Genomic DNA, 24,726 nt, shown 5'->3' with positions numbered 1-24,726 from the left:
TGCCGCATTACGGTGCCTTGCGTTCCGCCCGGCGTACCGATGCCGGAATCTCGATCTCGACCTTGGCCGGCACCTGCATCACCCGCAGCTCGCCGCCCACCCATTGCGCTGGCTCACCGTTGATGGTGGTGGCGCCCGGCTCGCCGCTGTACGGCCATGGCAACACCACGCCACCGGCGGGCGGAATCAGGCCGGCCGACACGGTCAGGGTGAGCTGCTTGTCATTGCGGACCAGTGCGTAGTTGAGCTGACCGTTCGGCGTGCGCAGGCCCTGCACGCCGACGCCCTTGCCTTCCAGCCAACGCGACGGCACTCCGGCGGCCAGCACCAAGCTGTCGTCGATGTCGCGGCTGTAGGCGAACATGTCCAGCGCGGAGCGCACGAAGTCCGAGGCCACCCAGGCGTGTGGCAGGTCGCCCAGGAAGAACGGCTTGCGCGGCGTGCGCGAGACCACTTCGGCCCACTGGTTCCAGGGCTGCGGCGCGCGGTCCTTGAAGAAGAACTCGGTCGCCTGCCAGGCGCGGTCACGCCAGCCCAGGCGCACGAACGCAGCCACGTTGCGCCACTCGTACGGGGTGTAGTCCTTCCACTCGCGCTTGCCATCACGACGCGCTTCGAACTCGCTCCAGTAGCGCTCGAAGGTGTTGTTCAAGTACGGCTGCGGCAGGCGCCCCTGCTCACCGGCCGGGGCCAGTGCGATGGTGGTCGAGGTCGCGTCGAAATCGCCCAGCTCGGCCGAACCGGGCAGGTAGTCGATGCTGTGCTGCGCGGTCGCTGCCAGCAACGAGGCCTGCAGGTCGTCACGGAACTGATCGCGCGACTCGCTGATCTGCATTGCCTCGGCCTTGCCCAGGGTGCTGGCGATGATCGCGGCATCCTTGTAGCCACGCAGCGCCCAGAAGTTGTCCCAGTAGGAATGCATCGGCTTGGCCGAATAGCCTTCGTGGCTGATCGAGACCGGCATCATTCCGTAGAAGGCCGGGTTGCGGGCGCGGTTCTCCTCGGTGCGCTCGCTCAGGCGCAGCTGCTCCATGTACTGGTAGGCGCCCTGCACGTGCGGCCACATCACTTCCAGGAAGGTGGTGTCGCCGGTGTAGCGCCAGTATTCGGCGATGTTGAAGATCAACTCGCCGTGGCTGTCGTTCTCCGGCACCGGATCGCTGCCGCGCGAGTCCACGCAGCACGGCACCTTGCCGTTGTCGAACTGATACGGCGCGTACCAGTTCACGTACTGGCGCACCGCATCACTACGGCCCATGCGCAGCAGGCCCTCGGAAATCATCGCGCCGTCGCGGATCCAGCTGCGCGAGTACGAGCGCGTGCCCGGCTGGATGCTCGGCCCGATCCGCGAGATCAGCATGTGCGCCAGCGCGGTGCGCAGGGTATCGGCCAGCGGCTTGCCGGCGGCCGGCACCTGCAGCGTCACCTGGTCCAGCTTGGTCCGCCACATCGAGGCGACCTGCTGTTGCGCCTTGGCGGCATCAAAGGCCTTGGGCATCGTCCAGTTGCCGGTCTGCGGCAGCACGATGGCGACCTCCCGGCTCTGGCCGGGCTCCAGCTTCCAGCGATACAGCAGCGCGCCCGAGGCCAGGCCGGTGCCGTCCTTCACTTCGGTGGTGCCCGGCAGCTTGCCGCTGGCCAGGTGGACCACGTCCAGCTTGCTGTCGAAGGCGGTGGCGAAGGCCGCATCCGGCGCCTGCGCCGGATACAGGCGCGGCTTGCCGTTGACGTCCACATGGGTCGGGTCGACCGACAGGTTGTCGATCCGGCTCACACCGCCAACGGTGTTGAGGAACTGGGTCGGCGGGTTGACCTGCCACGGGCGCACCGCCAGGGCCAGGGTGTACTCGTGGGCGACCTTGTCCGGGTTGCGCAGGGTGTAACGCCCGACCAGCTGCGCATTGTCCGGCGTGCCCTGCACGAAGCCGGTGACCTGCAGGCCGGCCTTGTCGTGGGTCCAGCCGACATTGGCGATCGGCAGGTAATCATCCTGCAGCGACTGGCTCGTCTTGACGTCGGCCCAGCTCAGCAGCTTGTTGTCCACCAGCACGAACGGCTCCACGCTGAAGCTGGACTTGGCCACTTCCAGCGCACCGTCTTCGCCGATCAGGGCCTGTTCGCGACCACCATCCAGGCCCAGCAGCGTCCAGTACGGCTGTTCACCGGTGAAGCCACGCGGCACCGAACCGCGCGGCAGGTCGGCGCCCACCGAGCGGACGAAATCATTCGGGGTATCGGCGAACTCGAGCGGCTTGAGCGTGATGTCACGGATGCCGTAGCGCCAGCTCGGGCCGCCCTTGAGGTCGAAGCGCAGATAGCGCGCCTCGGTATCCGGCAGCGCCAGCCAGTCGCGGCCACCGCCGCCGGCGGTCACCTCGCGGCGCGTGTCCCAGCTGCGCCCGTCGGCCGAGGAGCGCACTTCATACCGCGTGGCCTCCAGCCCGGGCAGCCACTCGATCACCGCCCCGCCGAACTCACGCACCTTGTGCAGGTCCAGGGTGATGGTCTGCTCGGCCACGCCGCCGCTGATCCAGACCGTGTCCGGCTTGCCATCGACGATGCGGTTCTGCAGCGCGGTGGCGGTATCGGCGATCACCGATGGGCTCAGCGAAGAGGTATCGGCCGCCGGCAGTCCCTGCAGCGTGAGCCGGTCGAAACAGACCGTGCCCTTGCCGCCGACCTTGCTGTAGATGGTGAACTCGATCGCGGCGCTGCGCTTGAGCGTCGGGTCCGTTTCCGGCCCCCAGGCCTTGTCGATCTGGCGCTTGCGGTACTGCACCGGTGCCCAGGCCTTGGGGAAGGCATAGCCGGGGCGGTTGACCCACCAGACGTTGTCGCCGCTGGCGTCGATCAGCTTGAACTGCAGATCGTTGGCCGGGGAATCACCGCGCAGCTGGAAGCCGAACTGGTAATTCTCCGGGTACTGGATGCCCAGCTCGCGGCGGATGCCGACGTAGCCGGACACGTTGTGGAAGTCGTAGTCCAGGCAGAGCGCGCGCCCGCCGCCGTTGCCGGCGACGCTGCGCAGCGAGCCGCTGACCTGGTCGGAGACGACCAGCTTCCAGGGCGTCATGTCGTCGAAGCTGTCCAGCACCTTGGGTGCGGGCAGCACCGGCGTCGCCGGCGGTGCGGCCGAGGCCGCCAGTGACCAGACCAGACCCAGACCCACCGCGACGACGGCATGCTTCACCCTTTGACACTCCCCAGCAACAGACCTTGGATGTAATAACGCTGCAATGCCAGGAACAGCAGCAGCACCGGAACCACCGTGACCACCGCGCCGGCCATCATCATCTCAACGTCCATGATGTGCTCGCGCGAGAGCGTGGCCAGGGCCACCGGGAGAGTGTAGTGCTCCTGGTCGGTCAACACGATCAAGGGCCACATGAAATCGTTCCACGCGGCCATGAAGGTGAAGATCGACAGCGTCACCAGCACCGGCTTGAGCATCGGCAGCACGATCTGGAAGAAGATCCGCAGCTCCCCTGCCCCGTCGATCCGGGCCGCTTCGAGCAGCTCGTCCGGGATCGAACGGGCGTACTGGCGGACCAGGAAGATGCCGAACACGGTCGCCAGCGCCGGCACGATCACGCCACCGAAGTTGTTGACCAGGCCCAGCTGCTTCATCAGCAGGAACAGCGGCAGCATCGCCACCTGCGCCGGGATCACCAGCGCGGCCAGCAGCAGCTGGAAGATGCGCTCGCGGCCGGCGAAGCGCAGCTTGGCGAAGGCATAGCCGGCCATGGTGTTGAGCAGCAGCGAGCCGAAGGTGATCGCCAGCGACACCATCAGGCTGTTGACGAAGTTGTTGGCCATGCCGGTACGGGCGAACAACTCATGGTAGTTCGCGGTCGTCAGCGACGAGGGCAGCAGCGGCGGCGGGAAATGCGCCGCCTCGCCGGTCGGCATGAACGACACCGACAGCATCCACAACAGCGGCGCCAGGCTCAGCGCGGCCAGCACCAGCAGGCCACCATTGACCCACCAGGCGTGCCAGCGCGATTGACCGATTTCACGACTCATACCAACTGCCTCTTGCGGCCGAAACGCAGCATGATGCTGGTCACGCCCAGGATGATCAGGAACAGCAGGAACGCCACCGCGGAGGCGCGGCCCAGGTTCCACCACTTGAAGCCTTCTTCAAACATGAAGTACAGCACGCTGACGGTGCTCTGCAGTGGGTCGCCACGGGTCATCACGTAGGGCTCGGCGAACAGCTGGAAATAGCCGGACACGGTGATCACGCCGACCACCAGCAGCACCGGGCCGAGCATCGGCAGGGTGATGTGCAGGAACTGCTTCCAGCGCGAGGCGCCGTCGATCCGGGCCGCCTCGTACAGGTCATGCGGGATCGCCTGCAGGCCGGCCAGGAAGATCACCATGTTGTAGCCGAAGTTCTTCCACACCGCGAACAGCATGATGGTCGGCATCGCCCAGTTCGGGTCGCCCAGCCAGTCGATCGGGCTGATGCCCAGGTGGCCCAGGCCGTAGTTCACCAGGCCGTAGCTGGTGTGGAACAGGTAGCGCCAGATCACCGCCACCGCCACCAGGGTGGTCACCACCGGGGCGAACAGTGCGGTGCGGAACAGCGCCTTGAAGCGCGCGGCCGGGGCGTTGAGCAGGATCGCCGCGCCCAGCGACACCGCGATCGACATCGGCACACCGACGATCACGAAGTAGGTGGTGTTCCACAGCGACTTCCAGAACATCGGGGTCTGCAGCAGGTCGATGTAGTTGCCCAGCCCGACGAAGCGCAGGTTCTCGCCGTCGGCCAGTGCGTACAGATCGAAATCGGTGATGCTCAGGGCCAGTGCCGAGAACACCGGCAGGCCGAAGAACACCGCGATGACCAGGATGGCCGGGCCGGCGAACATCCAGCCGGCAAGCGAACGCTGCTTCATGGCGCCGCCTCCGTGGCGACCGCGCTGGAGTGCTGCTTGTCGCTCACCCCGGAGGCGTCGCGCCGGTGCTGCTCATGCATCCAACGGCGTTTGGCGAGGACCTTGTCCACGCGTTTGTCCAGTTCTTTCACTGCCACGTCCTGATCCATGCCACCACGCACCACCTGTTCGGTGATGATCCGCATTTCCTGCACGATGCGCTCCCACTCCAGCACCTTCGGCGTGGGCTTGACCCGCTCGAGCTGGTCGCGGAAGGGCTGCGCCAACGGGTCGTTGGCCAGCGAGGGGTAATCCCAGGTGCTGCGCCGGGGCGGCAGGTCACCGATGATCGAATGGAAGCGTTCCTGGATCGCCGGGCGCGACAGGAACTCGATCAGCTTCCACGACGCTTCCTTCTGCTGCGAGGAGCGGAAGATCACCAGGCTGGTTCCACCGGCGATGCCGGCGCCGGGGCCGTCCGGGCCCGGCAGCGCAGCGGTGCCCCACTGCCCTTCCAGCGCCTTGGGCTGCAGCTTCTTGAACTCGCGGATGTTCCAGGGGCCGGACACGTAGAACACGTTGAAGCCACGGAAGAATTCATCCCAGACGTTGGAGATCTGCGTCTCGGACATGCGCGGGGCCCAGCCCTGCGCGAACATGTTCTCGTAGAAGCCCAGCGTCCTGCGGAAGCCGGGGCTGCTGAAGTTGCCGCGGGTATCATCATCGCGCAGCAGCGGGTCCGGCTGCTGCAGGGCGAAGGACAGCTGCTGCTCGAACTCGTTGATCGGCATCAACACGGCATAGCGGTTCGCGCCCTGCATCTTCTTGATCGCCGCCATCATCGCGTTCCACTCCACCCAGGTGCGCGGCGGATGGTCATAACCGGCCTTGGCGAGCATGTCCTTGCGGTAATACAGCAGGCGGGTATCGACGTACCACGGCACGCCGACCAGCTCGTCATGGATGACGTTGGTATCCCAGATGCCCTGGAAGTAATCGGCCGGGTCCACGACCTTGGACTGCGCCACGTAGGGCTGCAGCGGGGTCAGGGTATTGAGCTCGGCGAATTCGGGAATCCAGGTATTGCCCAGCTGGCACACATCCGGCAGGCCGTCGGCCGCGAACGCGGTCAACAGCTTTTCATGCGCGGCCGTCCACGGGATGTTCTGCACATCCACATGGATACCCGGGTTTTCCGCCTCGAACTCGCGGATCAGGCCGGTGACGACTTCGGCCTCGCGGCCCATCGCCCAGAAACGCACGGTCACGCCTTCCGGTTCTTTCCGGCAGGCACTCAACAACAGGCTGCCGACCAGCAGCAGCAACAGACTCAACCCCAGCTTCGGGCGCGACGACGATGGCACTGCTTACTTCCCCTGCTGCTGGTTGCGGTTCGAATTGGAATTGTTCTTCTGTTCCTGGGCGGCTGCCGCACGCGATTCGGCGATGCCGACCGAGCGGGCCGAGGCCGCCTTTTCATCTTTCTGCAGTTCCATCGGCTGGTCCTCGCCTTCCGGCGTCAGCCAGCCACCGCTGAAGCCGGCGCGCTCCAGACCCTTGCGGATATGCGCGTTCTTCTTCATCACGTTCCAGACGAAATCGTTCCGGTAGTTGGCGATCATGGTCAGGATCGGGCCCTGGTCGATGCCGATGTAATCGCTGGCCACCCAGCCGCGATCCGGGACCAGGCGACCGGTCTTGATCGGGATGTCGTAGTTGAAGCTCGGGTTGAACGAATCCAGGAACCCGTAGCTGGAGTAGATGTAATCGCCGTAGCGCTTGTGCATCTCCACCGCGGCCGGGATCACTTCTTCCGGGGCGAACACGATCGAGGAGATCGCGGCGGTCGGTGCGATGGTGCCGTCATCGAAATTCTCGCGCAGGCCCGCGCCGCGCGAGGAGTAATGGCGGAACTGGCGCTGCTCGCCGCGGTACTCCTGGGTGGTGTTCTGCGGGCCGTCGCTGGCGGTCAGGCCCCACACGTTCTGGCCGTAATCCTTCCAGTTCATCGGGTTGGCGATCGCGTATTCGCGCTGCGCCAGGGCGGCCGAGCGGCTGTTGAGGAAGTAGGTGCTGCCCCGCTCGCGCATGTAGGCATCCTGGATGTCGCGGAAGTCCACCCACACGTGCGTGTACTGGTGGCCGAACAGCGGGCCGAAGGACAGGTATTCCTGGCCCTGGTAGACACCCCAGTCGTTGTCGTAGGTGCGCGTCCAGACCGTCCAGGCGTCCGGGCTGACCGGGTGGGTCGGCGAGCCGAGCGCGAGGATGTAGACCATCATCGCCTCGTTGTAGCCCATCCAGTCGTGATCGATGAAGCCGCTCTCCGGGAACCAGCCCATCGAGATCAGCGGTGCGCGCTGCTGCAGCCAGGGCCAGTCCACGCGCTTGTAGAGCGTGTCGGCGATCTCGCGGATCTCTTTCTCGCGCGCGTCGTCACCGTCGTAATAGGACTGTGCGAACAGCACGCCCATCATCAGCAGCGCGGTATCCACGCTGGAGAGCTCCACCCAGCTGTCGTAGCGGCGGCCTTCCTGCATGTCCAGGAAGTGGTAGTAGAAGCCCTTGTAACCGGCCTTGCCGGTGCGCTGCGGGCCCATCGGCAGGTCGCGGAAATACTTCAGCGTCAGCAGGGTGCGGTCGATCGCCTGGGTGCGGCTGACCCAGCCGTTCTCGATGCCGATCGGATAGGCGGTCAGCGCATAGCCCACCGAGGCGATGCTCGCGAACGGGCGCGACGGGTAACGGTCCGGGCTGAGCCCGTTGACCTCGTTGGTGGTATCCCAGAAGAACTGGAAGGTGCGGCGCTCGATATCGTCGAACAGCGGCGGCAGTTCCGGCTTCATCGGCCGCGGCGGCACATCCGCCTCGACCAGGATCACGGGCGGCTTGGGCTTGGCCGGCTCCTGCTGGGCCTGCGGCTGACAGGCAACGGCGGCGACGCTGATCGCCGCAGCGGTCAACAGGTGGCGTGCCTGCATGGGCCAACTCCTTCTACGGTGTTCGTGACTGGGAAGCATAACGTCCAATGACCTGAAATCGTTTACAGAACGCCGCTTAAAAAAACCACGCGTGCGTGGTCCGAACAAGCGGGTCATTGCCCAGGCCGCTGCCACCCTCCGTGGCAGCGGCCTGGACAATGGACTGGCCCGAAGGCCAGCCATTGCCATGAAACCGGCCCCGTCCAAAGACGGGGCCGTTGTTGCATCAGAAGCGGAAGCCGACTTCTGCCTTGACCTGACGCGGCGTACCGATGATGTCGCCGGTCTCGTTGTAGCTGGCCTGCAGCTTGCCGTTGGTCTTGACGTAGTTGTAGGTCGAGAAGTTGTCGAAGTTGAACACGTTGATGATGTCGATACGAGCGTACAGCTCGGTCTCGCCCGGCATCTTGAACGTCTTCGTCGCCTGCAGATCGACCGAACGGTAGCCGAAGATCTTGCCACCCAGCAGGAACTTGCCATTGGCATTGGGCACGGCTGCCTGCGGGGTCGGCAGGTTGTAGCCACTGGCCTGCGGCACCGGGTACCAGTCGTTGACGGCGGTCGGGGTAGCCAGGGTGACCTTGCCACCGAAGGTGATGCCCCAGAAGCCCGCGTACGAACCGGTGACCACCAGGCGGTGGCGCGGCGCGCCGTTGGAACGGATGGTCGGATAATCTTCGATCAGGCCGCGGTCGAAGGCGTACTTCTCGTTGATGTCACGGTTGTGGCGCGCGGTGGTCCAGGTGTAGGCCACCGAGGTGCCCCAGCCGCTTTCCTGGGTGAACGGCTTCTGCGCCGACAGCAGGACCTGGGTCGCGCGGGTCTTGATGCCCTGCTGGCCGATGATCAGGCTGCCGAAGCCCGGCACGTTGCAGCTCCAGGCCTGGCTCAGGCCCGGGTCGGTGCCGCCGCACAGGCGCGGGTCATCAAAGAACTGGCCGGTCGGGTAACGGTTGCCCAGGGTGAAGGCGAAGCCGTCGTAGCTCAGCGTGCGGGAAATGGTGGCATCGGTCAGCCACTCACCGACCTGGTTGCTCATGCCGAAGCTGAACTGATCCGAGTACGGCACCTTGAGGTTGTTGTTCAGCAGATCGACTTCCAGGCCGGCGTTGCTGGTCGAACCGACCAGGGCCTGCAGGTTGCCGATGCCGTTGAGCAGGTTCGGGTTCCAGTCATAGCAGGCGGCCTGGCCGTCGATGCAGGTGCCGGTGGCCGGGTTGCGGAAGTAGATGGTCGGCTGCGGCAGGGCCAGCTTGGTGGTTTCCAGCTGCAGGTTGTCGAACAGATCGCGGTCATACGAACGACCGGCACCACCGTGGAACACGTGCTGCTCGTCGGCATTGACGTCATACGAGAAGCCCAGGCGCGGCTGCCAGGCATCCTTGAACGCCTTGCGGTTGTGGCCGTTGCTGATGTAGTCGCCGATGTTCAGGCCGCCCAGCGCCAGCGAATCGGCGTAGGTCTGGCCCGCGGCGGCGCGCGGATCCTGCGAGTAGATCGCGTCGACCACCTGCTGCGGGGTCACGAAGTCCAGGTAGGACGGGGTCTTCTCGTAGTCCCAACGCAGGCCGAGGTTCAGCTGCAGATGGTCGTTGACCTGCCAGTCGTCCTGGATGAACAGGCCGATCTGCTTGGACTTCGAACGCACTTCGCCCGACACGCCCGACACGCCGGTCACCGGCTTGACGAACTGCGCCTTGTACGGAATGGAAGACGGGAAGTCCGGATCACCCAGGCTGTAGGTGAAGGTCGGATTGATCTGCGCGGCATCGGATGCGTACAGATCGATCTGCTTGTACTTGGCGCCCATCTTGATGGTGTGGTCACCCTGCCACTCGATGCCGTCCAAGGTCAGGTTGTCTTCGATCGACCAGCCCTTCTGGCCCTTCACCTGCGAATCCAGCGCCGATGCGCCACCGATCTTCACCACGGTGCGGTCTTCGGTGCCGTCCGGTGCGGTGTAGGTGATGCCGTTGGCCAGGGTCAGCGGGGTCGGGTTGTTGAACGAATCTTCGTGGGTGACCATCAGTTCGTTGTAGTAACGCTCGCCGCTGTGGTTCCAGCGCAGAGCGTAGCGTCGGTCGGTGTTGACCACTTCGCGGCCGGCTTCCGGCGAGGTCTGGCCGCTGAACTGCGACTGGGTTTCATCGCGGTCCTGGAAGGTCAGCTCGATGCGATCGTTGTCGGTCGGCTCGAAGTCGATCTTGCCGAAGATCAGATCCTGCTGGAACGGCTGGCTGGCCGGGCCGAGGCCGGCGGCGCCTTCCGGGGGCAGCAGGGCGGCAGCGCGGCCGACCGCGCCGTCCGGCGCGATGGTGACCGGCAGGTCGAAGCGCTTGGCTTCGTAGGTCACGAAGAAGTGCGCCTTGTCCTGGATGATCGGGCCACCCAATGCAAAACCGTATTCCTTCTCGGCCGATGCCTCTTTGCTCTGGCCAGCCTGGCGCTCGGCCGGGGTCTTGGCGCGCATGTCTTCGTTGGTGTAACGGTAGAAGGTTTCACCCTTGAACTCGTTGGTACCGGACTTGGTGGCCGCGGTCACGGCCGCGCTCGACACCTGGCCGTATTCGGCCTTGTAGTTGCCGCTGATGACCTTGTATTCACCGATCGCCAGCTGCGGGAACGGGTTGCCGGCACTGCCGGACTGGCCGGCCACGCCGCCGCCCTTGACGTAGCTCTTCTGGCCCACGCCGTCGATGTAGACGTTGGTGCCGTCGGAGTTGGTGGCACCGCCGCGCAGCGAGGTGTTGCCCTTGGCATCACGGGTGAAGATCAGGCCCGGGACCGCGTCGGCGAATTCCAGGAAGTTGCGCGACACCTGCGGGGTGGTCTGGATCTGCTGCAGGCTGACGGTCTTGCCCACTTCGGAGGTACGCACTTCCTGCAGCAGGGTCGGTGCAATGACGTTGACCGTGTCCAGGTTGGTGGCGTTGGCGGTGCCGCCGTTGGCCGGTGCGCCGCTGAAGTTCAGGGTCGCGGTGGAGGCCACGGTGACCGTCACCTTCTGCGTCTGGCCATTGGCCACGACGTTGTAGGTGCCCGGGTCCAGGCCCATCAGCGAGTAGCTGCCATCGGCACGGGTGGTGGCGCGGCGCACGGTGCCGCTGGCCACGTTGGTGGCGGTGACTTCGGTGCCGGCGGCAGCCTCGGCGACCTGGCCGCGCAGCGACGAGGTAGCCGACTGCGCCATCACGCTCGGGGCGGCGCCCAGCATCAGGCAGGTGACCAGCGCGCTGGACAACAGACTGCGTGCGGGCGCGCGGTTGCGGTGATTGGAATACGTCATGTAACTCTCCGGGTGGTGGTGGCCGTCTTTGCGGCCCCTGTCGTTTTATGTGGTGCGTTTTTTTAGGGCGTCACGACCAACGGTCGTGACCTACTGCTCGGTTCTGGCTCTGCTCGAATCACGCACGATCAGGGTCGGTACAAGCGTCTGCTTGTCGCCGGCCCCTTCTGTGTTGTTGCCATCCATCAACTGCAGCAGGCGCGTCGCGGCCTTATCGCCGAGGTCGGCGATACTCACCTGCATCGTTGTCAACGATGGGTGAACGAAACGTGCCAGCGGAATGTCATCGAACCCCGCCAACGCGACATCGAACGGGACACGGACGCCTGCCTGCGCGAACGCATACAGACACCCCAGCGCCATCATGTCGTTGGCGGCGAACACCGCGTCGGGCAGCGTGCCGGCTGCCAGCAACTCCTGTCCGGCGCGATGGCCGGAAGCTTCGTCAAAGTCACCGGGCAACTCGATCCCTTCGGCAGCATCGCCGAAGGCCGCCAGCGCATCGCGGAAACCGCGCAGGCGCTCACGGGCGTCGTAGTTGAGGTCCGGACCGGAAATGAAGGCGATGCGCCGATGCCCGACGTCCAGCAGGTGGCGGGTCATGGCCATCGCGCCGGCATGGTCATCGATGCTCAGCACCGGATGATCCTGCTCGGGCAGATACGTGTTGATCAGCACCGTGGGCAACGACTGCGGCAGGTTGTCGGTCAGGAAGCCCGGGCTCTCGGCATACGGCGAGAGCACCAGCAACCCATCGACACGGCCGCGCATGGCCCGCAGGGCCGCGCCCTGCTGCTCCTGGTCACCGTGGTAACTGGACACGAGCAGATGCTGGCGACGCTCGCGGGCCACCCCATCGATGCCGCGCATCAGTTCGGAGAAGAATTCGCCATAGAGATCGGGCAACACCACGCCAATGGTATTGGTCCGCCGGCTGCTCAGGCTCCGGGCCGCTGCATGCGGGGTGTAGCGCAGTCGCGCCGCCACCTCCAGCACCAGCTTGCGCACGGGCTCGGCAACATTTTCATGGCCATTGAGTGCGCGCGAGACCGTGGCAACAGAGACACGGGCTTCACGGGCGACATCTTTGATAGTGATCGCTGCCTTGTTCACTTCGCCGCCCTCCACGGCTTAGAGATCTGGGCTTGGCGCGGAATGTAAGCGTTTTCAAACCCGGATGTAAACACTACGTTAGCCTCATGTCGTACGGCGGTAACCAAAAGCTGTCCACGGCGACCCTGTCCGGGACCGACCAGGACAAGGCGGGACAAGGGTTTCAGCGGTTTTTGACCGGTGTCTCGGCGCGAATGGACAACGCGTGGATATCGGTCTCCATCATCGTCCCCAGGGCCGCATAGACGGCCCGATGGCGCGCCAGCGGGAGCTTTCCTTCGAAGGCTGCGCTGACCACGTGCACCTTGAAGTGCCCCCGGCCATCACGCGCGCCCTCGTGGCCGGCATGGCGATGACTGTCGTCCTTGACCTCCAGCAGCTCCGGATCCAGCGCCTGCTGCAGCGCCTCGCGGATGCGGTCGACCCGGTTCATGGCAGGACCTTGCGGAACGGACGCACCTGGACGCGCACGTAGACGCCCGACTCCACATAGGGATCGGCGGCGGCCCAGTCCTGGGCGTGGGTCAGCGAATCGAACGCGGCGATCACCACGCTGCCGCTGAAGCCGGCCGGACCGGGATCTTCGCTGTCGATGGCCGGGCACGGGCCGGCCAGCAGCAGCCGGCCTTCATCCTGCAGGGCCTGCAGCCGGGCCAGATGGGCCGGGCGCGACGCCAGACGGGCGGCCAGCACATCGGTGCCGTCATAGCCTTCAATCACATACCACACGGGCAACTCCGAGGTCTTGTTGAATCGATCCCGCGCATTCTAGCGGGGCTGGCTGGACACTGGCGCCCCAACCCCGTAGTCTTAGCTCCATTGCACGTGGCTGGACGCAGCGCCCCGTCGGCCCCCGGCTCCACCGCCAGCCGACGACCGATCCACTGCCCCACACCAGCACACGTAGACGACCTCCCCGTAGTTCTGTCGCTGCCCATCGCGGCGCGCCTTGCTGTTTGAAGTGTGGAACCGCGCCGACCCAGGCGTGTCATGGCTTGCCATCCTGCCGCCCGGGACCGTTCCGGACGCTGGCATGGTGCGGCGACCGGTCCGTTGCAATACTGACGTCTATTTGATGACTGCCGAACTCGCGCCCGACGCGAACCCGCCAACCCGAGTGCCCGCCCCACAGCAGCAGGAAATGCCGCTGGCCGTGGTGCATGGACAGCCGGTCCTGCAGATCCCGCAGGACCTGTACATCCCACCGGACGCGCTGGAAGTCATCCTGGATGCCTTCGAAGGTCCACTGGACCTGCTGCTGTACCTGATCCGCCGGCAGAACCTGGACATCCTGGACATCCCGGTGGCCGAGATCACCCGCCAGTACGTCGAGTACATCAACGTCATGCAGGAGCTGCGCTTCGAACTGGCGGCCGAATACCTGGTGATGGCGGCGATCCTGGCCGAAGTGAAGTCGCGGATGCTGCTGCCGCGGCCGCCCAGCATCGAGGGCGAGGAAGCCGATCCACGCGCCGAGCTGGTGCGCCGGCTGCAGGAGTACGAACGTTTCAAGCAGGCCGCCGAAGACATCGACAGCCTGCCCCGCCAGGACCGCGACACCACCGTGGCCCACGCCTTCGTCCCCGACCGCGCGGCCGTCAAGCTGCCGCCGCCGGTGGATCTGAAGGAAATGCTGATGGCGCTGCACGACGTGCTCAAGCGCGCCGAGCTGTTCACCGGCCACGCGATCAAACGCGAGGCACTGAGCGTGCGCCAGCGGATGGGCGACGTGCTGGGTCGTCTGGAAGACGGCAGGTTCTACCGGTTTGAAACGCTGTTCACCGCCGAAGAAGGCAAGCTGGGGGTGCTGGTCACCTTCCTGGCCCTGCTCGAACTGGCCAAGGAACAGCTGCTGGACATCGTCCAGGAAGCTCCGCTGGCGCCGATCTACGTCAAGTCCCTGGCCGCCGGCAACACCAACGAACCGCTGCAGTTCAACAGTGAGTTCGACGACAACGACGCCGCCAACGAATCCGACTGAGCACCCGACCCACGTATGGATCAACCGCTGATCAACCGTATTGTCGAAGGCGCCCTGCTGGCCGCCAGCGAGCCGTTGACGCTGGCGCAGCTGCAGGGTCTGTTCCCGGAAGAGGAACCGGCACCGCCGGGCAGCATCGAACGCGCGCTGGAACTGCTGCGCGAGGGCTGCCAGGACCGCGGCGTGGAACTGGTCGAGGTGGCCTCCGGCTTCCGCTTCCAGGTCACCAGCGAGGTGCACGGTTACATCACCCGGCTGTGGACCGAACGCAAGACCCGCTACACCCGCGCCACCCTGGAAACGCTGGCCCTGATCGCCTACCGCCAGCCGATCACCCGCGGCGAGATCGAACAGGTCCGCGGCGTGGCGGTCAGCAGCAACATCATCCAGGCCCTGGAAGAGCGCGAATGGATCCGCGTGATCGGCCACCGCGACGTGCCCGGCAAGCCGGCGCTGTTCGGCACCACCAAGGGCTTCCTGGATTATTTCGGCCTCAAGCGCCTGGACGAACTGCCGCCGCTGTCCGAGCTGCGCGACCTGGGTGAGCTGGAACCGCAACTGCCGCTGGACAGCGAAGGCCAGCCGGCCGGCCGCCTGCCCGCTGGCGCGGCGACACCGGATGCGGCGCTGGACAGCGACGCGGCCAACGACGACGACGCCCCGGCGCCGACGGACCCGGCGGACCCGGCGGAGCCGCTGGATCCTGCAGCGCCGGTGGATCCTGCAGACCCGGTGGACCCGGCCGCCGCCCGCCTGGCCGCCCGCGTGGCGCTGGCCTCGGCCCGGCTGGCGGAGCAGCCGGCAGATCCGGACAATAGCGAAGCTTCCGCCGATGCGGACGCTTCGGACACCCCATTCCATGCGCCGTTGTCGCCTGCCGACGACGACGCGGATACGACCGCCAGCGATGGCGAACCCGATACCGCGCCGGGAGAGCGCGCGGCGCCCCAGAACGAAACCGAAAACAACGCCGTCGCGAAGACGACCGTGGCTGTTGACGAAGCCGATCCCGAACCAGAGGCCGACGCATCCGTTGCCGGCCGGAGCCAAGTAAATGAGTGACACCCCCCGCAAGCCGTCGTTGAACAAGCTTTCGCTCAAGCGCGAAACCGCCTCCGAACAGCCCAAGCTCGAAGAGCGCCTGCACAAAGTGCTGGCGCAGGCGGGCCTGGGTTCGCGCCGCGCGCTGGAACAGCGCATCGCCGATGGCCTGGTCAAGGTCAATGGCGAGGTCGCGCAGACCGGCCAGTCGATCAAGAGCGGCGACAAAGTCGAACTGGACGGCCGTGGCTTCGTGGCCACCGCGCTGACCGAAACATCGCGCGTGCTGGCCTACAACAAGCCGGAAGGCGAAGTGACCACGCGCGAAGATCCCGAAGGTCGCCCGACCGTGTTCGAAGCGCTGCCTGCCCTGAAGGGCGCGCGCTGGATCGCGATCGGCCGCCTGGACATCAACACCACCGGCCTGCTGCTGGCGACCACCGACGGTGAGCTGGCCAACGCGATGATGCACCCCTCCTACGAGGTCGAGCGCGAATACGTGGTGCGCGTGCGTGCCCCGGAAGGCGAAGAGAAGGTGCCGGACAGCATCGTCGACCGCCTCGCCCGTGGCGTCGCGCTGGAAGACGGCCCGGCCAAGTTCGACGAGATCGAACGCATCGGCGGCACCGACTCGCACGACTGGTTCCGCGTGGTCGTCAAGGAAGGCCGCAACCGCGAAGTGCGCCGCCTGTGGGAATCGCAGGGCTGCCAGGTCAGCCGCCTGAAGCGCACCCGCTACGGCAAGGTGAGCCTGCCGCGCGAACTGCTGCGTGGCCAGTCGGTCGAACTGCCGGCCAAGCAGGTCGAAGCACTGCGCGCCGAACTGAAGCTGGAAGAAGGCGCGCCGTCGGCGCTGACCCTGCAGCCGGTGATCGGCCAGCGCCGCGCCGCCAAGACCACCGTGCGCGTCTCGCGCGAGGGTGGCCGTGGCAACGCCTACGTCAACGGCCACAACTCGGCCGATGAAGGCCGCGAACTGCGTCGTTTCGACAACGTGCGCGAAGAGCGCGGCCGTGGTCGCGGCGGCAAGGGCGGCGGCTTCAAGGGTGGCCTGACGGTCAGCGGCGAAGCAGCAGCCAAGCAGTCGCAGCGCCCGTTCAAGGCGCGCCCGGACAAGGGCAACCGTGCGCTGCCGGAAGGCAACCCGGCCGCGTTCCGCAGCTGGTATGTGCCCGACGGTGTCAGCACCGGCCCGAGCGGCCACCGCAATGCCGGCCCGGGCGCTGCCCGTGGCCCGGGTGCACGTGGTCCGGGTGCCGGCGCAGGCGCCGGCGGCCAGGGCCGTCCGTACGGCAAGCCGAAGGGTCCGGGTGGCGCAGGCGGCCCGGGTCGCGGCAGCTACGGTGGCGGCGCTGAAGGCCGCGGCGGTTATGCCGGCGGTGGCGAAAGCCGTGGCGGTTATGGCGGCCAGGGCCGTCCGGCCGGTCCGGGCGGCGGTGGCAACCGCGGCGCCCAGGGTGGCCAGGGTCCGTCCCGCCATCCGTATGGCCATCCGGGCAATGCGCCGAGCTTCCCGTCCGACCACGCCAATCCGGGCGCCAGCCCGTACGGCAGCGCGCGCCCGGCGGGCAACCGCGGTCCGGGTGGTCCGGGTGGCAACCGTGGTCCGGGCGGCGCCAATGCGCGCGGTCCGGGCGGCAATCGCGGCCCCGGTGGTCCCGGCGGCAACCGGGGCCCGGGTGGCCCGGGTGGTCGCGGTCCGGGCGGCCCGGGCGGTCGTCCCGGCGGCAACCGTGGCCCGGGCGGCGGCGGTCACCGTGGTGGCGGCCCGCGCGGCGGCTGATCAGTGACACAAAAAAACCCCGGCTTCGGCCGGGGTTTTTTGTTGGGTCCGCGCGGGCGGCGATCAACCCGGTCGTGGAGAGCCACCCCATGGGTGGCTGCGCGTCATGCCCAAGACGGTGGTGCAGCCACGCGTGGCCTGGCTCTACCTCAACGTCGCTCGATGGTGAAGCGGCCGACACCCACGCCCAGGTCCCAGCCCTTGCCGGTGCCCGCCAGAGCGAGTGAGATATCGCCCTTGGTCATGACCTGGGCATTGCTGGATTTGTCGGCACCTGCGTGCGCTTCAACGGCGGCATAGGAGCCGATCAGGTCGTTGACCGAGTAGGCGCCGGAGAACTTGCCCTTGCCATCGACGATCTTGGACTTGCCCACGGTGAGGCCGCCGCCCTTGGCGGTGATCTTGACCGGAATGCGCGCGCCGTTGTCGCACTGGATGGTGCCCGTGCCGGAAGCGGTCTTGTACAGCACCGACCACCCGGCCAGGTTGTAGTGCAGCTCGCAATCAATGTTGCCGGCGGCCTGCGCAGCCGGGACGGCCGAGATACCGGCCAATGCGATCAATGCCAGGGAGAACTTCTTCATGCGGGTCCGCTCGTACTGAAGGGGTAACGCGCCGAATCTAGCAGCGTGCGCGTGTGGCGCGGATGATGCACACCGCCCGCATCCGGCGTCTGTTCAGCCCGAGCGGCCCCGGTAGTGCCGGCCGCTGGCCGGCTCCAGGCAATCCTGCAATGCCCATGAGAACCGGTCGCTGGCCGGCGATGCGCACCGCCTGCAACGTGCAGAGCCGGCCAGCGGCCGGCACTACCGTTTCAGCTGCGTTCCTGAAGGCTGAAGCTGTCCGCATCAAGCATCGCCGGGAAGCGCGCGCGGTGCGCGGCCAGGGCCGCTGCCGAGATGGCGGTGGTGACCACCTGCTCGCGTTCGCGCACTTCCACCTGTGGCTGGCCCAGGAAATCGATCACGGCACTGTCGCCGGCGTAATGCAGCTCGTTGCCGTCCACGCCGATCCGGTTGACCGCCGCCACGTAGCAGAGGTTCTCGATCGCGCGCGCGCGCAGCAGCGTCTTCCAGGCGTAGGCGCGTGCCGAGGGCCAATTGGCCACGAAGATCTGCAGATCGAAATCCAGCTGGTCGGCGCGCTCTACGTTGTAACGGTTGCGGCAGAACACCGGGAAACGCAGGTCGTAGCAGACCTGCGGATTGATCCGCCAGCCCTTCCACTCCACGCTCAGGCGCTGCCTGCCGGCGGCATAGCGCTCATGCTCGCCGCCGTAACGGAACAGATGGCGCTTGTCGTAGTACTGCAGCTCGCCATCCGGCGTGGCCCACAGCAGACGGTTGTAGACGCCCTCGCCTACCCGCAGCTGCACGCTGCCGGTCACCGCCGCGCCCAGCCGCACGGCCTGCTCGCGGATCCACGCCACGGTCGGGCCGTCCATGCCTTCGGCCTTGTCGATGGCGTCGTTGGAGAAGCCACTGGTGAAGGTTTCCGGCAGGATCACCAGGTCGGTCTGCCCGGCCAGCGGTGCCAGCAGCGCACCGTAGTAGGCACGGTTGCCGGCCGGATCGTGCCAGCGGGTGTCGCCCTGGACCAGGGAAATACGCAGATCCTGCAGTTCGGCCACGGTGCCCATCACAGTGCCCGCAGGCGTTCGATCGCCGCGTCCATCGTGGCGTCGTTCTTGGCAAAGCACAGGCGAACCAGGCGCTGGCCGGCGGGCGCGGTTTCATAGAACGGCGACAGCGGGATCGCCGCCACGCCCTTCTCGATCGTCAGCCACTTCACGAATTCGTGGTCGGGCAGATCGCTGATCGCCGAATAATCCACCAGCTGGAAATAACCGCCCGGCACCGGCAGCGCCTTGAGCCGGGTACCGGCCAGCTGCTCGCGGAAGCGGTCGCGCTTGGCCTGGTAGAACGCGCCCAGTTCCAGATGATGCTGCGGCTCGTCGCGGATCATCGCGGCGAAGCCGTACTGGGCCGGCCCGAAACTGGTGAAGGTGTTGTACTGGTGCACCTTGCGGAATTCGGCGGTCATCGCCGGCGGCGCGATCGCATAGCCGATCTTCCAGCCGGTGCAGTGGTAGGTCTTGCCGAAGCTGGAAATCACGAACGCGCGCTCGCGCAGTTCCGGATGACGCAGCGAGGATTCGTGGCGGCGACCGTCGTAGATGATGTGCTCGTACACCTCATCGGAGATCAGGTAGATGTCGGTGCCGCGCAGCACATCGGCCAGGGCCTGCATGTCATCGGCCGTCAGCATCGCGCCGGACGGGTTGTGCGGGGTGTTGACCATCAGCAGACGGGTGCGCGGGCTGATCGCCGCACGCACGCGGTCCCAGTCCACCGCGAAGGTCTGCGGGTCCAGCGGTACGTGCACGGCGCGCGCACCGGCCAGGTCGATCGCCGGTTCGTAGCAGTCGTAGGCCGGGTCGAGCACGATCACTTCCTCGCCCGGGCGGACCACGGCGTGGATGGCATTGAAGATCGCCTCGGTGGCGCCGCTGGTGACGGTGATCTCGGTGTCCGGATCAACCTGCGCGCCGTACAGATCCAGCGACTTCTGCGCGATGGCCTGGCGCAGCGGCGCCACGCCGGTCATCGGCGGGTACTGGTTGAGCCCGCCCTGCATCGCGGCGATGGTTTCATCGATCAGCCGCTGCGGTGCGGAGAAATCCGGAAAGCCCTGACCAAGGTTGACCGCGCCGTGTTCGGCGGCGAGCTGGGACATCACGGTGAAGATGGTGGTGCCCACCTTGGGCAGCTTGGTTTGCGGTTGCATCGGCAGCAGGGAAAGAACCGGGGGAACTCCCAGTGTACGCAAATCATCCGACCCGTTCCCCCGATACAATGGCGGCCCATTCCGGTGCAAAGATCCCGCCCCTTGAACGCCCCTCCGTTGCTGGCCGCGCATGGCCTTGGCTTCAGTCGCAACGACGAACCCGTCTTCGGCCCGCTGGACCTGCACGTGGATGCCGGGGAAGCCCTGCTGGTGCAGGGCGACAACGGTGCCGGCAAGACCACCCTGCTGCGGGTGCTGGCCGGGCTGCTGCGCGCCGGCAGCGGCCAGGTGGAGATCGATGGCAAGCGCGCCGGGCACAAGGAGCGCGCCCACTATGTGGCCTATCTCAGCCACCTGCCCGCACTCAAGCCGGACCTGGACACGCTGGAGAACCTGCATTTCCTGTGCGGACTGCACGGCCGCCGCGCCCGCCAGATGCCCGGCAACGCGTTGGCGATCGTCGGCCTGGCCGGCTATGAAGACACCCTGGTGCGACAGCTCTCGGCCGGGCAGAAGCGCCGCCTGGCGCTGGCCCGCATCTGGCTCTCGCCCGCGCCGCTGTGGCTGCTCGATGAGCCCTACGCCAATCTCGACCTGGACGGCATCAACCTGGTGAACCGCATGATTTCCGCGCACCTGCGCAGTGGCGGCGCCGCCCTGGTCACCACCCACGGCGCCTACGCGGCCCCGCCGGTGCGCACGCGCCTGCTGACCCTGGGAGCGGCGGCATGATCGCGCCAGGCACCGAACCGGGTCTGTGGCAGACCGCACGGGCCCTGATTGCCCGCGACATGCGCCTGCTCTGGCGGCGCCGCGGCGATGCGCTGCAGCCCTTGCTGTTCGCACTGCTGGTGGTGGTGCTGTTCGCACTGGCGCTGGGCCGCGACCCGGAGGCGATGGCGCGCGTGGCCGCGGCGGTGATGTGGCTGGCGGTGCTGCTGGCCGGGCAGCTGGCGCTGGACTCGCTGTTCCGCAGCGATGCCGAAGATGGCTCGCTGGAGCAATGGCTGCTGGCCCCGGTTCCGCTGGCCTGGCTGGTCCTGGTGCGGGTGCTGGTGCACTGGGTCACCACCGCCCTGCCGTTGATCGTGATGTCGCCGCTGCTGGCGGAAATGCTGCATCTGCCGCATGACCAGCTGCCGATGTTGCTGGCATCGTTGCTGCTGGGAACGCCGTTGTTGAGCCTGATCGGCGGGGTGGTCGCCGCGCTGACGGTCGGCATCCGGCGCTCTGGTATTCTCGTGGCGCTGCTGGCCCTGCCGCTGTATGTGCCGGTGCTGGTGTTCGGCGCGGGCAGCGTGGCCGCGGTCGCCCGCGGCCAGGACCCGATCGGCGCCCTGCTGATGCTGGGCGCCGGGCTGGTGGTGGCGCTGGTGCTGGCCCCGCTGGCGACAGCCGCGGCGATCCGCATCTCGCTGAGTTGAGCGGTATGGCGTACTGTCGGTGGCGTGTGCTGTGTTGTGTTGTGAGCGTCACCTGCCTCCGCGTCATCCGTTGCCGAGCCACTCCACGTCCGTTTCATCGCCGCCTTTCGTTGGATAGCCACTGCCGCATGCACCCGATCGTCCGCTGGTTCCACCAACTCGGTTCCCCGCCCACCTTCGACCGCTTTGCCGCGCGCTGGTCGCGGGTGTTCTACCTGGCGGCGGTACCGGTGCTGCTGGTCGGTATCTGGCAGGCGCTGGCCGTCGTGCCGGCCGATTCCAAGCAGCTGGACAGTTTCCGCATTCTTTACATCCACGTCCCCAGCGCGTGGATGAGCCTGTTCGTGTTCGCGCTGATGGCGCTGTACGCGGCGATCGCGCTGATCTGGCGGATCAAGACCTGCGAGGTACTGGCGATGGCCTGCGCCCCGCTCGGCGCCGGCTTCACCCTGATCACCCTGCTGACCGGCAGCATCTGGGGTAAGCCGACCTGGGGCACCTGGTGGGACTGGGACCCGCGCATGACCACCGAGCTGATCCTGCTGTTCCTGTACCTGGGCGTGATCGGCCTCTACCACGCCATCGAGGACCGTCGCAGCGCCGCGCGCGCGGCGGGCCTGCTGTCCATCGTCGGGGTGAGCCTGTTGCCGGTAATCCGCTATTCCGTGGAATGGTGGGGCAGCCTGCACCAGGGCCAGACCATCCGCCTGTTCGGCGAGTCCACGCTGGATGCCAGCATGGCGCTGCCACTGTGGCTGATGGTGATCGGCACCAAGCTGTGGTTCGCCGGCTCGCTGCTGGCCAAGGCCCGCGCCGACAACCTGCTGCGCGAGGCCGGCAAGGCCTGGGTCACCGCCGGCACCCGTGCACCGCTGGAGGACACCCGCCCATGACCCACCTGCCCTATGTGATCGCCGCCTATGCGGTGTTCGTGCTGGTGCTGGGCAGCGATGCCATCGGTTCCTGGCTGCGCCTGCGCTGGGCGCGCCGCCTGGCCGCGCGCCGCCAGCAGCGCCAGCAGGCCCGCACGGCCGCCGGCAACGCACCGCCGCTCGCGCCGGAGCTGACCCGATGAATCCGGTCCGGCGTCGCCGCCTGCTCTGGGTGATGCTGCTGGTGCTGGCCTCCGGTCTGGCGACCGCGCTGGTGGCGATGGCCCTGCAACGCAATATCGCCTACCTCTACACACCCTCCGAAGTACTGCGCGGTGATGCCGGCGACCATGCCCGGTTCCGCCTGGGCGGCATGGTGGTCAAAGGCTCGCTGCAGCGCGCGCCCGGCTCGCTGGATGCGCACTTCGTGGTGACCGATGGCGATGCCACCCTGCCGGTGGTCACCTCGCGGATCCTGCCGGACCTGTTCGCCGAAGGCACCGCGGTGGTCGCCACCGGGCGCCTGCAGGACGGCCGCTTCGTCGCCGAAGAAGTGCTGGCCAAGCACGACGAAACCTACATGCCCAAGGAAGTAGCCGACAAAATGGGCCAGGCGCACACCAAGCACGATGTGCCCGTGCCGGCACCGGAGACGTACTGAGTGCTGCCGGAACTGGGGCAGATCCTGCTGGTCACCGCGCTGTTGATGGCCGTGCTGCAGACCGTGCTGCCGTTGTGGGGCGCCCATCGTGGCCGCGCCACGTGGATGGCGGTGGCGCGACCGGCGGCGTACGCCCAGCTGGCGCTGCTGCTGGGCGCGTTCGGCGTGCTGACAGCGGCCTTCGTCACCCAGGATTTCTCGGTGCGCTATGTGGCCGAGAATTCCAACTCGCTGCTGCCGCTGGCCTACCGTTACTCGGCGGTCTGGGGCGCGCATGAAGGCTCGCTGCTGCTGTGGGCGCTGGTGCTGGCGCTGTGGTGCGGCGCAGTTGCGCTGTGGTCCAAGCGGCTGCCGGCCGAGGTCTGCGCGCGCGTGCTCGGGGTGCTCGGCATCATCAGCATCGGCTTCCTCGCGTTCTTGATCTTCACCTCCAATCCCTTCGCGCGGCTCATTCCGGCGCCGCTGGAAGGACGTGACCTCAACCCGCTGCTGCAGGATCCCGGGCTGATCATCCACCCGCCGATGCTGTACATCGGCTACGTGGGTTTCTCGGTGCCGTTCGCATTCGCGATCGCCGCGCTGCTGGAAGGCCGCGTGGACGCGCGCTGGCTGCGCTGGACGCGGCCGTGGACCAACGTGGCCTGGGGCTTCCTGACCATCGGCATCGCACTTGGCAGCTGGTGGGCGTATTACGAACTGGGCTGGGGCGGCTGGTGGTTCTGGGATCCGGTCGAGAACGCCAGCTTCATGCCCTGGCTGGCCGGTGCGGCGCTGATCCACTCGCAGGCCGTCACTGAAAAGCGCGGCAGTTTCGCCAGCTGGACGCTGCTGCTGGCGATCGCTGCCTTCGCACTGTCGCTGCTCGGCACCTTCCTGGTGCGCTCGGGCGTGCTGACCAGCGTGCACTCGTTCGCCGCCGATCCCTCGCGCGGCACCTTCATCCTGATCTTCCTGGCGCTGGTGATCGGCGGCGCGCTGCTGCTGTACGCACTGCGTGCCGGTGCGCTGACCAGTGACGACCCGCGCCGCGGCTTCCTGCCGACCTCGCGCGAGACCCTGCTGCTGGCCAACAACCTGCTACTCGCCGCGGCCTGCGGCATGGTCCTGCTCGGCACGCTGTACCCGTTGCTGGCCGATGCCCTGGGTCTGGGCAAGGTGTCGGTGGGGCCGCCCTACTTCGGCACGCTGTTCGTGGTGTTGATGGCGCCGCTGGTGGCGCTGCTGCCGTTCGGGCCGCTGGTCAACTGGCAGCGCGACCAGGCCTCGCGCCGGTTGGCGATGCTCGCCCCGTGGGCCGGGCTGGCCGTGCTGCTCGGCGTGGTCGCCTACTTCATGGCGCCGCAGGGCGCGTTGAAGACCGCCGCTGGCGTGACCGGTGCGGCCTGGGTGGCGTTGGGTACCGGGCGCTTCGTCTGGACCCGCCTGCGCGGCAACGGGAAGTTCACCGCCGAAATGGTCGGCATGCTGCTTGCCCACGGTGGCGTGGCCGTGTTCCTGGCCGGCGCGCTGCTGGTGGAGGCCTTGAACGTGCAGCGCGAAGTCGCGCTGGCCCCGGGCCAGTCGCTCGTGGTGGGCACGTACGAGGTGCGTTTTGAAGGCGTGGACCACCAGCAGGGACCAAACTACGTGGCCGATCGCGGCCACCTGCGCGTGTTCCAGCATGACCGCCAGCTGGCCCTGCTGCATCCGGAAAAACGCCTGTACGCCAGTGGCGGGCAGGTGATGACCGAGGCCGGCATCCACGCCCGTCTCAACGGCGATGTTTACGTGGCACTCGGCGAGTCGCTGGGCAACAATGCATGGGCCGTGCGCGTGCACATCAAACCGTTCGTCCGCTGGATCTGGCTGGGCGCGCTGCTGATGGCGCTGGGTGGTTTCGTCACCGCTGCCGATCGTCGTTTCCGTCGTCCCTAGGAG

At 67.0% G+C, this 24,726-nt stretch carries 21 protein-coding genes; 9 read left to right on the top strand and 12 right to left on the bottom strand.

The genetic code is table 11. From position 1 onward, the window contains the following. Positions 1-7 precede the first annotated feature (7 nt). The 9 genes from ORK51_RS12920 to ORK51_RS12880 all read right to left on the bottom strand — a co-directional run bounded on the left by ORK51_RS12920 (position 8) and on the right by ORK51_RS12880 (position 12,989). Positions 8-3,190 carry a discoidin domain-containing protein gene (locus tag ORK51_RS12920; protein ID WP_261996995.1) on the bottom strand — a complete coding sequence of 1,061 codons (3,183 nt, stop codon included), beginning with the start codon at positions 3,188-3,190 and terminating at the stop codon, positions 8-10. Further along, positions 3,187-4,023 (bottom strand): carbohydrate ABC transporter permease, encoded by an 837-nt coding sequence (locus ORK51_RS12915; protein ID WP_019182882.1) that lies wholly within the window; start codon positions 4,021-4,023, stop codon positions 3,187-3,189. Before ORK51_RS12915 ends, ORK51_RS12920 begins: the two co-directional genes overlap by 4 nt. Further along, positions 4,020-4,901 (bottom strand): carbohydrate ABC transporter permease, encoded by an 882-nt coding sequence (locus ORK51_RS12910; protein ID WP_019182881.1) that lies wholly within the window; start codon positions 4,899-4,901, stop codon positions 4,020-4,022. The genes ORK51_RS12915 and ORK51_RS12910 overlap by 4 nt, the downstream gene beginning before the upstream one ends. Then, entirely contained in the window at positions 4,898-6,214 is a 1,317-nt protein-coding gene (locus ORK51_RS12905) for a sugar ABC transporter substrate-binding protein (RefSeq protein ID WP_266085127.1), read from the bottom strand. The genes ORK51_RS12910 and ORK51_RS12905 overlap by 4 nt, the downstream gene beginning before the upstream one ends. A gap of 33 nt (positions 6,215-6,247) precedes the next feature. Further along, positions 6,248-7,861, bottom strand: a complete 1,614-nt coding sequence (locus tag ORK51_RS12900) for a glucoamylase family protein (RefSeq protein ID WP_019182879.1) — start codon at positions 7,859-7,861, stop codon at positions 6,248-6,250. Between the two features lie 226 nt (positions 7,862-8,087). Continuing rightward, complete coding sequence (locus ORK51_RS12895) at positions 8,088-11,147, bottom strand: TonB-dependent receptor (RefSeq protein ID WP_019182878.1); 3,060 nt, start codon at positions 11,145-11,147, stop codon at positions 8,088-8,090. A gap of 90 nt (positions 11,148-11,237) precedes the next feature. Continuing rightward, positions 11,238-12,275 (bottom strand): LacI family DNA-binding transcriptional regulator, encoded by a 1,038-nt coding sequence (locus tag ORK51_RS12890; protein WP_019182877.1) that lies wholly within the window; start codon positions 12,273-12,275, stop codon positions 11,238-11,240. 148 nt (positions 12,276-12,423) lie between these two features. Further along, on the bottom strand, positions 12,424-12,693 hold the full coding sequence (locus ORK51_RS12885) for a BolA family protein (RefSeq protein WP_019182876.1): 270 nt from the start codon (positions 12,691-12,693) through the stop codon (positions 12,424-12,426). Then, positions 12,690-12,989 carry a YciI family protein gene (locus ORK51_RS12880; RefSeq protein WP_070425514.1) on the bottom strand — a complete coding sequence of 100 codons (300 nt, stop codon included), beginning with the start codon at positions 12,987-12,989 and terminating at the stop codon, positions 12,690-12,692. Before ORK51_RS12880 ends, ORK51_RS12885 begins: the two co-directional genes overlap by 4 nt. 346 nt (positions 12,990-13,335) lie before the next feature. On the opposite strand from ORK51_RS12880, the gene ORK51_RS12875 reads away from it, so the two are divergent. The 3 genes from ORK51_RS12875 to ORK51_RS12865 are packed head-to-tail and all read left to right on the top strand — an operon-like array spanning position 13,336 to position 17,065. Then, on the top strand, positions 13,336-14,241 hold the full coding sequence (locus tag ORK51_RS12875; RefSeq protein WP_019182874.1) for a segregation and condensation protein A: 906 nt from the start codon (positions 13,336-13,338) through the stop codon (positions 14,239-14,241). 15 nt (positions 14,242-14,256) lie between these two features. After that, positions 14,257-15,303: an SMC-Scp complex subunit ScpB gene (gene scpB / locus ORK51_RS12870; protein WP_266085126.1), complete on the top strand. Its 1,047-nt coding sequence runs from the start codon at positions 14,257-14,259 to the stop codon at positions 15,301-15,303. After that, positions 15,296-17,065 (top strand): pseudouridine synthase, encoded by a 1,770-nt coding sequence (locus ORK51_RS12865; RefSeq protein ID WP_266085125.1) that lies wholly within the window; start codon positions 15,296-15,298, stop codon positions 17,063-17,065. The genes scpB and ORK51_RS12865 overlap by 8 nt, the downstream gene beginning before the upstream one ends. 149 nt (positions 17,066-17,214) lie before the next feature. Here the strand turns inward: ORK51_RS12865 and ORK51_RS12860 are convergent, their stop codons facing one another. The 3 genes from ORK51_RS12860 to ORK51_RS12850 form a co-directional block, all read right to left on the bottom strand. Next, the gene (locus ORK51_RS12860; RefSeq protein ID WP_019182871.1) at positions 17,215-17,649 is read right to left on the bottom strand and encodes a hypothetical protein; all 435 of its coding nucleotides are present in this window, start codon (positions 17,647-17,649) and stop codon (positions 17,215-17,217) included. 230 nt (positions 17,650-17,879) lie between these two features. Next, complete coding sequence (locus ORK51_RS12855; RefSeq protein ID WP_070427427.1) at positions 17,880-18,686, bottom strand: amidohydrolase; 807 nt, start codon at positions 18,684-18,686, stop codon at positions 17,880-17,882. Positions 18,687-18,703: 17 nt separating this feature from the next. After that, a complete protein-coding gene (locus ORK51_RS12850; protein ID WP_070425517.1) occupies positions 18,704-19,852 on the bottom strand; it encodes a pyridoxal phosphate-dependent aminotransferase in 1,149 nt (382 codons plus the stop codon). Positions 19,853-19,954: 102 nt separating this feature from the next. Between ORK51_RS12850 and ccmA the strand changes: the two genes are divergently transcribed. From ccmA to ORK51_RS12820, 6 genes are all read left to right on the top strand, one after another. Beyond that, entirely contained in the window at positions 19,955-20,584 is a 630-nt protein-coding gene (gene ccmA / locus ORK51_RS12845) for a heme ABC exporter ATP-binding protein CcmA (RefSeq protein ID WP_070425518.1), read from the top strand. Then, a complete protein-coding gene (gene ccmB / locus ORK51_RS12840; RefSeq protein WP_019182867.1) occupies positions 20,581-21,276 on the top strand; it encodes a heme exporter protein CcmB in 696 nt (231 codons plus the stop codon). Before ccmA ends, ccmB begins: the two co-directional genes overlap by 4 nt. Positions 21,277-21,404: 128 nt before the next feature. Then, positions 21,405-22,169, top strand: a complete 765-nt coding sequence (ccmC, locus tag ORK51_RS12835) for a heme ABC transporter permease CcmC (protein WP_019182866.1) — start codon at positions 21,405-21,407, stop codon at positions 22,167-22,169. Continuing rightward, the gene (gene ccmD / locus ORK51_RS12830) at positions 22,166-22,351 is read left to right on the top strand and encodes a heme exporter protein CcmD (protein WP_070425520.1); all 186 of its coding nucleotides are present in this window, start codon (positions 22,166-22,168) and stop codon (positions 22,349-22,351) included. The genes ccmC and ccmD overlap by 4 nt, the downstream gene beginning before the upstream one ends. Further along, positions 22,348-22,809, top strand: a complete 462-nt coding sequence (gene ccmE / locus ORK51_RS12825) for a cytochrome c maturation protein CcmE (protein WP_019182864.1) — start codon at positions 22,348-22,350, stop codon at positions 22,807-22,809. Before ccmD ends, ccmE begins: the two co-directional genes overlap by 4 nt. Beyond that, the gene (locus ORK51_RS12820) at positions 22,810-24,723 is read left to right on the top strand and encodes a heme lyase CcmF/NrfE family subunit (protein WP_070425521.1); all 1,914 of its coding nucleotides are present in this window, start codon (positions 22,810-22,812) and stop codon (positions 24,721-24,723) included. Positions 24,724-24,726: the final 3 nt, after the last annotated feature.

The sequence above is a fragment of the Stenotrophomonas sp. RIT-551 genome (assembly GCF_026241915.1).
GTDB lineage: Bacteria > Pseudomonadota > Gammaproteobacteria > Xanthomonadales > Xanthomonadaceae > Stenotrophomonas > Stenotrophomonas bentonitica_A.
Note: the sequence above shows the minus strand (reverse complement) of the source record. Positions and strands in the feature narration are given on the sequence as shown.

Excerpts from the sequence above, each read along its gene's own strand:
- scpB (WP_266085126.1), top strand. The coding sequence starts at position 14,257 with ATGGATCAACCGCTGATCAACCGTATTGTCGAAGGCGCCCTGCTGGCC.
- ORK51_RS12860 (WP_019182871.1), bottom strand. The coding sequence starts at position 17,649 with ATGAAGAAGTTCTCCCTGGCATTGATCGCATTGGCCGGTATCTCGGCC.
- ORK51_RS12875 (WP_019182874.1), top strand. The coding sequence starts at position 13,336 with ATGACTGCCGAACTCGCGCCCGACGCGAACCCGCCAACCCGAGTGCCC.
- ccmE (WP_019182864.1), top strand. The coding sequence starts at position 22,348 with ATGAATCCGGTCCGGCGTCGCCGCCTGCTCTGGGTGATGCTGCTGGTG.
- ORK51_RS12885 (WP_019182876.1), bottom strand. The coding sequence starts at position 12,693 with ATGAACCGGGTCGACCGCATCCGCGAGGCGCTGCAGCAGGCGCTGGAT.
- ccmC (WP_019182866.1), top strand. The coding sequence starts at position 21,405 with ATGCACCCGATCGTCCGCTGGTTCCACCAACTCGGTTCCCCGCCCACC.
- ORK51_RS12910 (WP_019182881.1), bottom strand. The coding sequence starts at position 4,901 with ATGAAGCAGCGTTCGCTTGCCGGCTGGATGTTCGCCGGCCCGGCCATC.
- ORK51_RS12900 (WP_019182879.1), bottom strand. The coding sequence starts at position 7,861 with ATGCAGGCACGCCACCTGTTGACCGCTGCGGCGATCAGCGTCGCCGCC.
- ORK51_RS12850 (WP_070425517.1), bottom strand. The coding sequence starts at position 19,852 with ATGCAACCGCAAACCAAGCTGCCCAAGGTGGGCACCACCATCTTCACC.
- ccmD (WP_070425520.1), top strand. The coding sequence starts at position 22,166 with ATGACCCACCTGCCCTATGTGATCGCCGCCTATGCGGTGTTCGTGCTG.
- ccmB (WP_019182867.1), top strand. The coding sequence starts at position 20,581 with ATGATCGCGCCAGGCACCGAACCGGGTCTGTGGCAGACCGCACGGGCC.
- ORK51_RS12915 (WP_019182882.1), bottom strand. The coding sequence starts at position 4,023 with ATGAGTCGTGAAATCGGTCAATCGCGCTGGCACGCCTGGTGGGTCAAT.
- ORK51_RS12865 (WP_266085125.1), top strand. The coding sequence starts at position 15,296 with ATGAGTGACACCCCCCGCAAGCCGTCGTTGAACAAGCTTTCGCTCAAG.
- ORK51_RS12895 (WP_019182878.1), bottom strand. The coding sequence starts at position 11,147 with ATGACGTATTCCAATCACCGCAACCGCGCGCCCGCACGCAGTCTGTTG.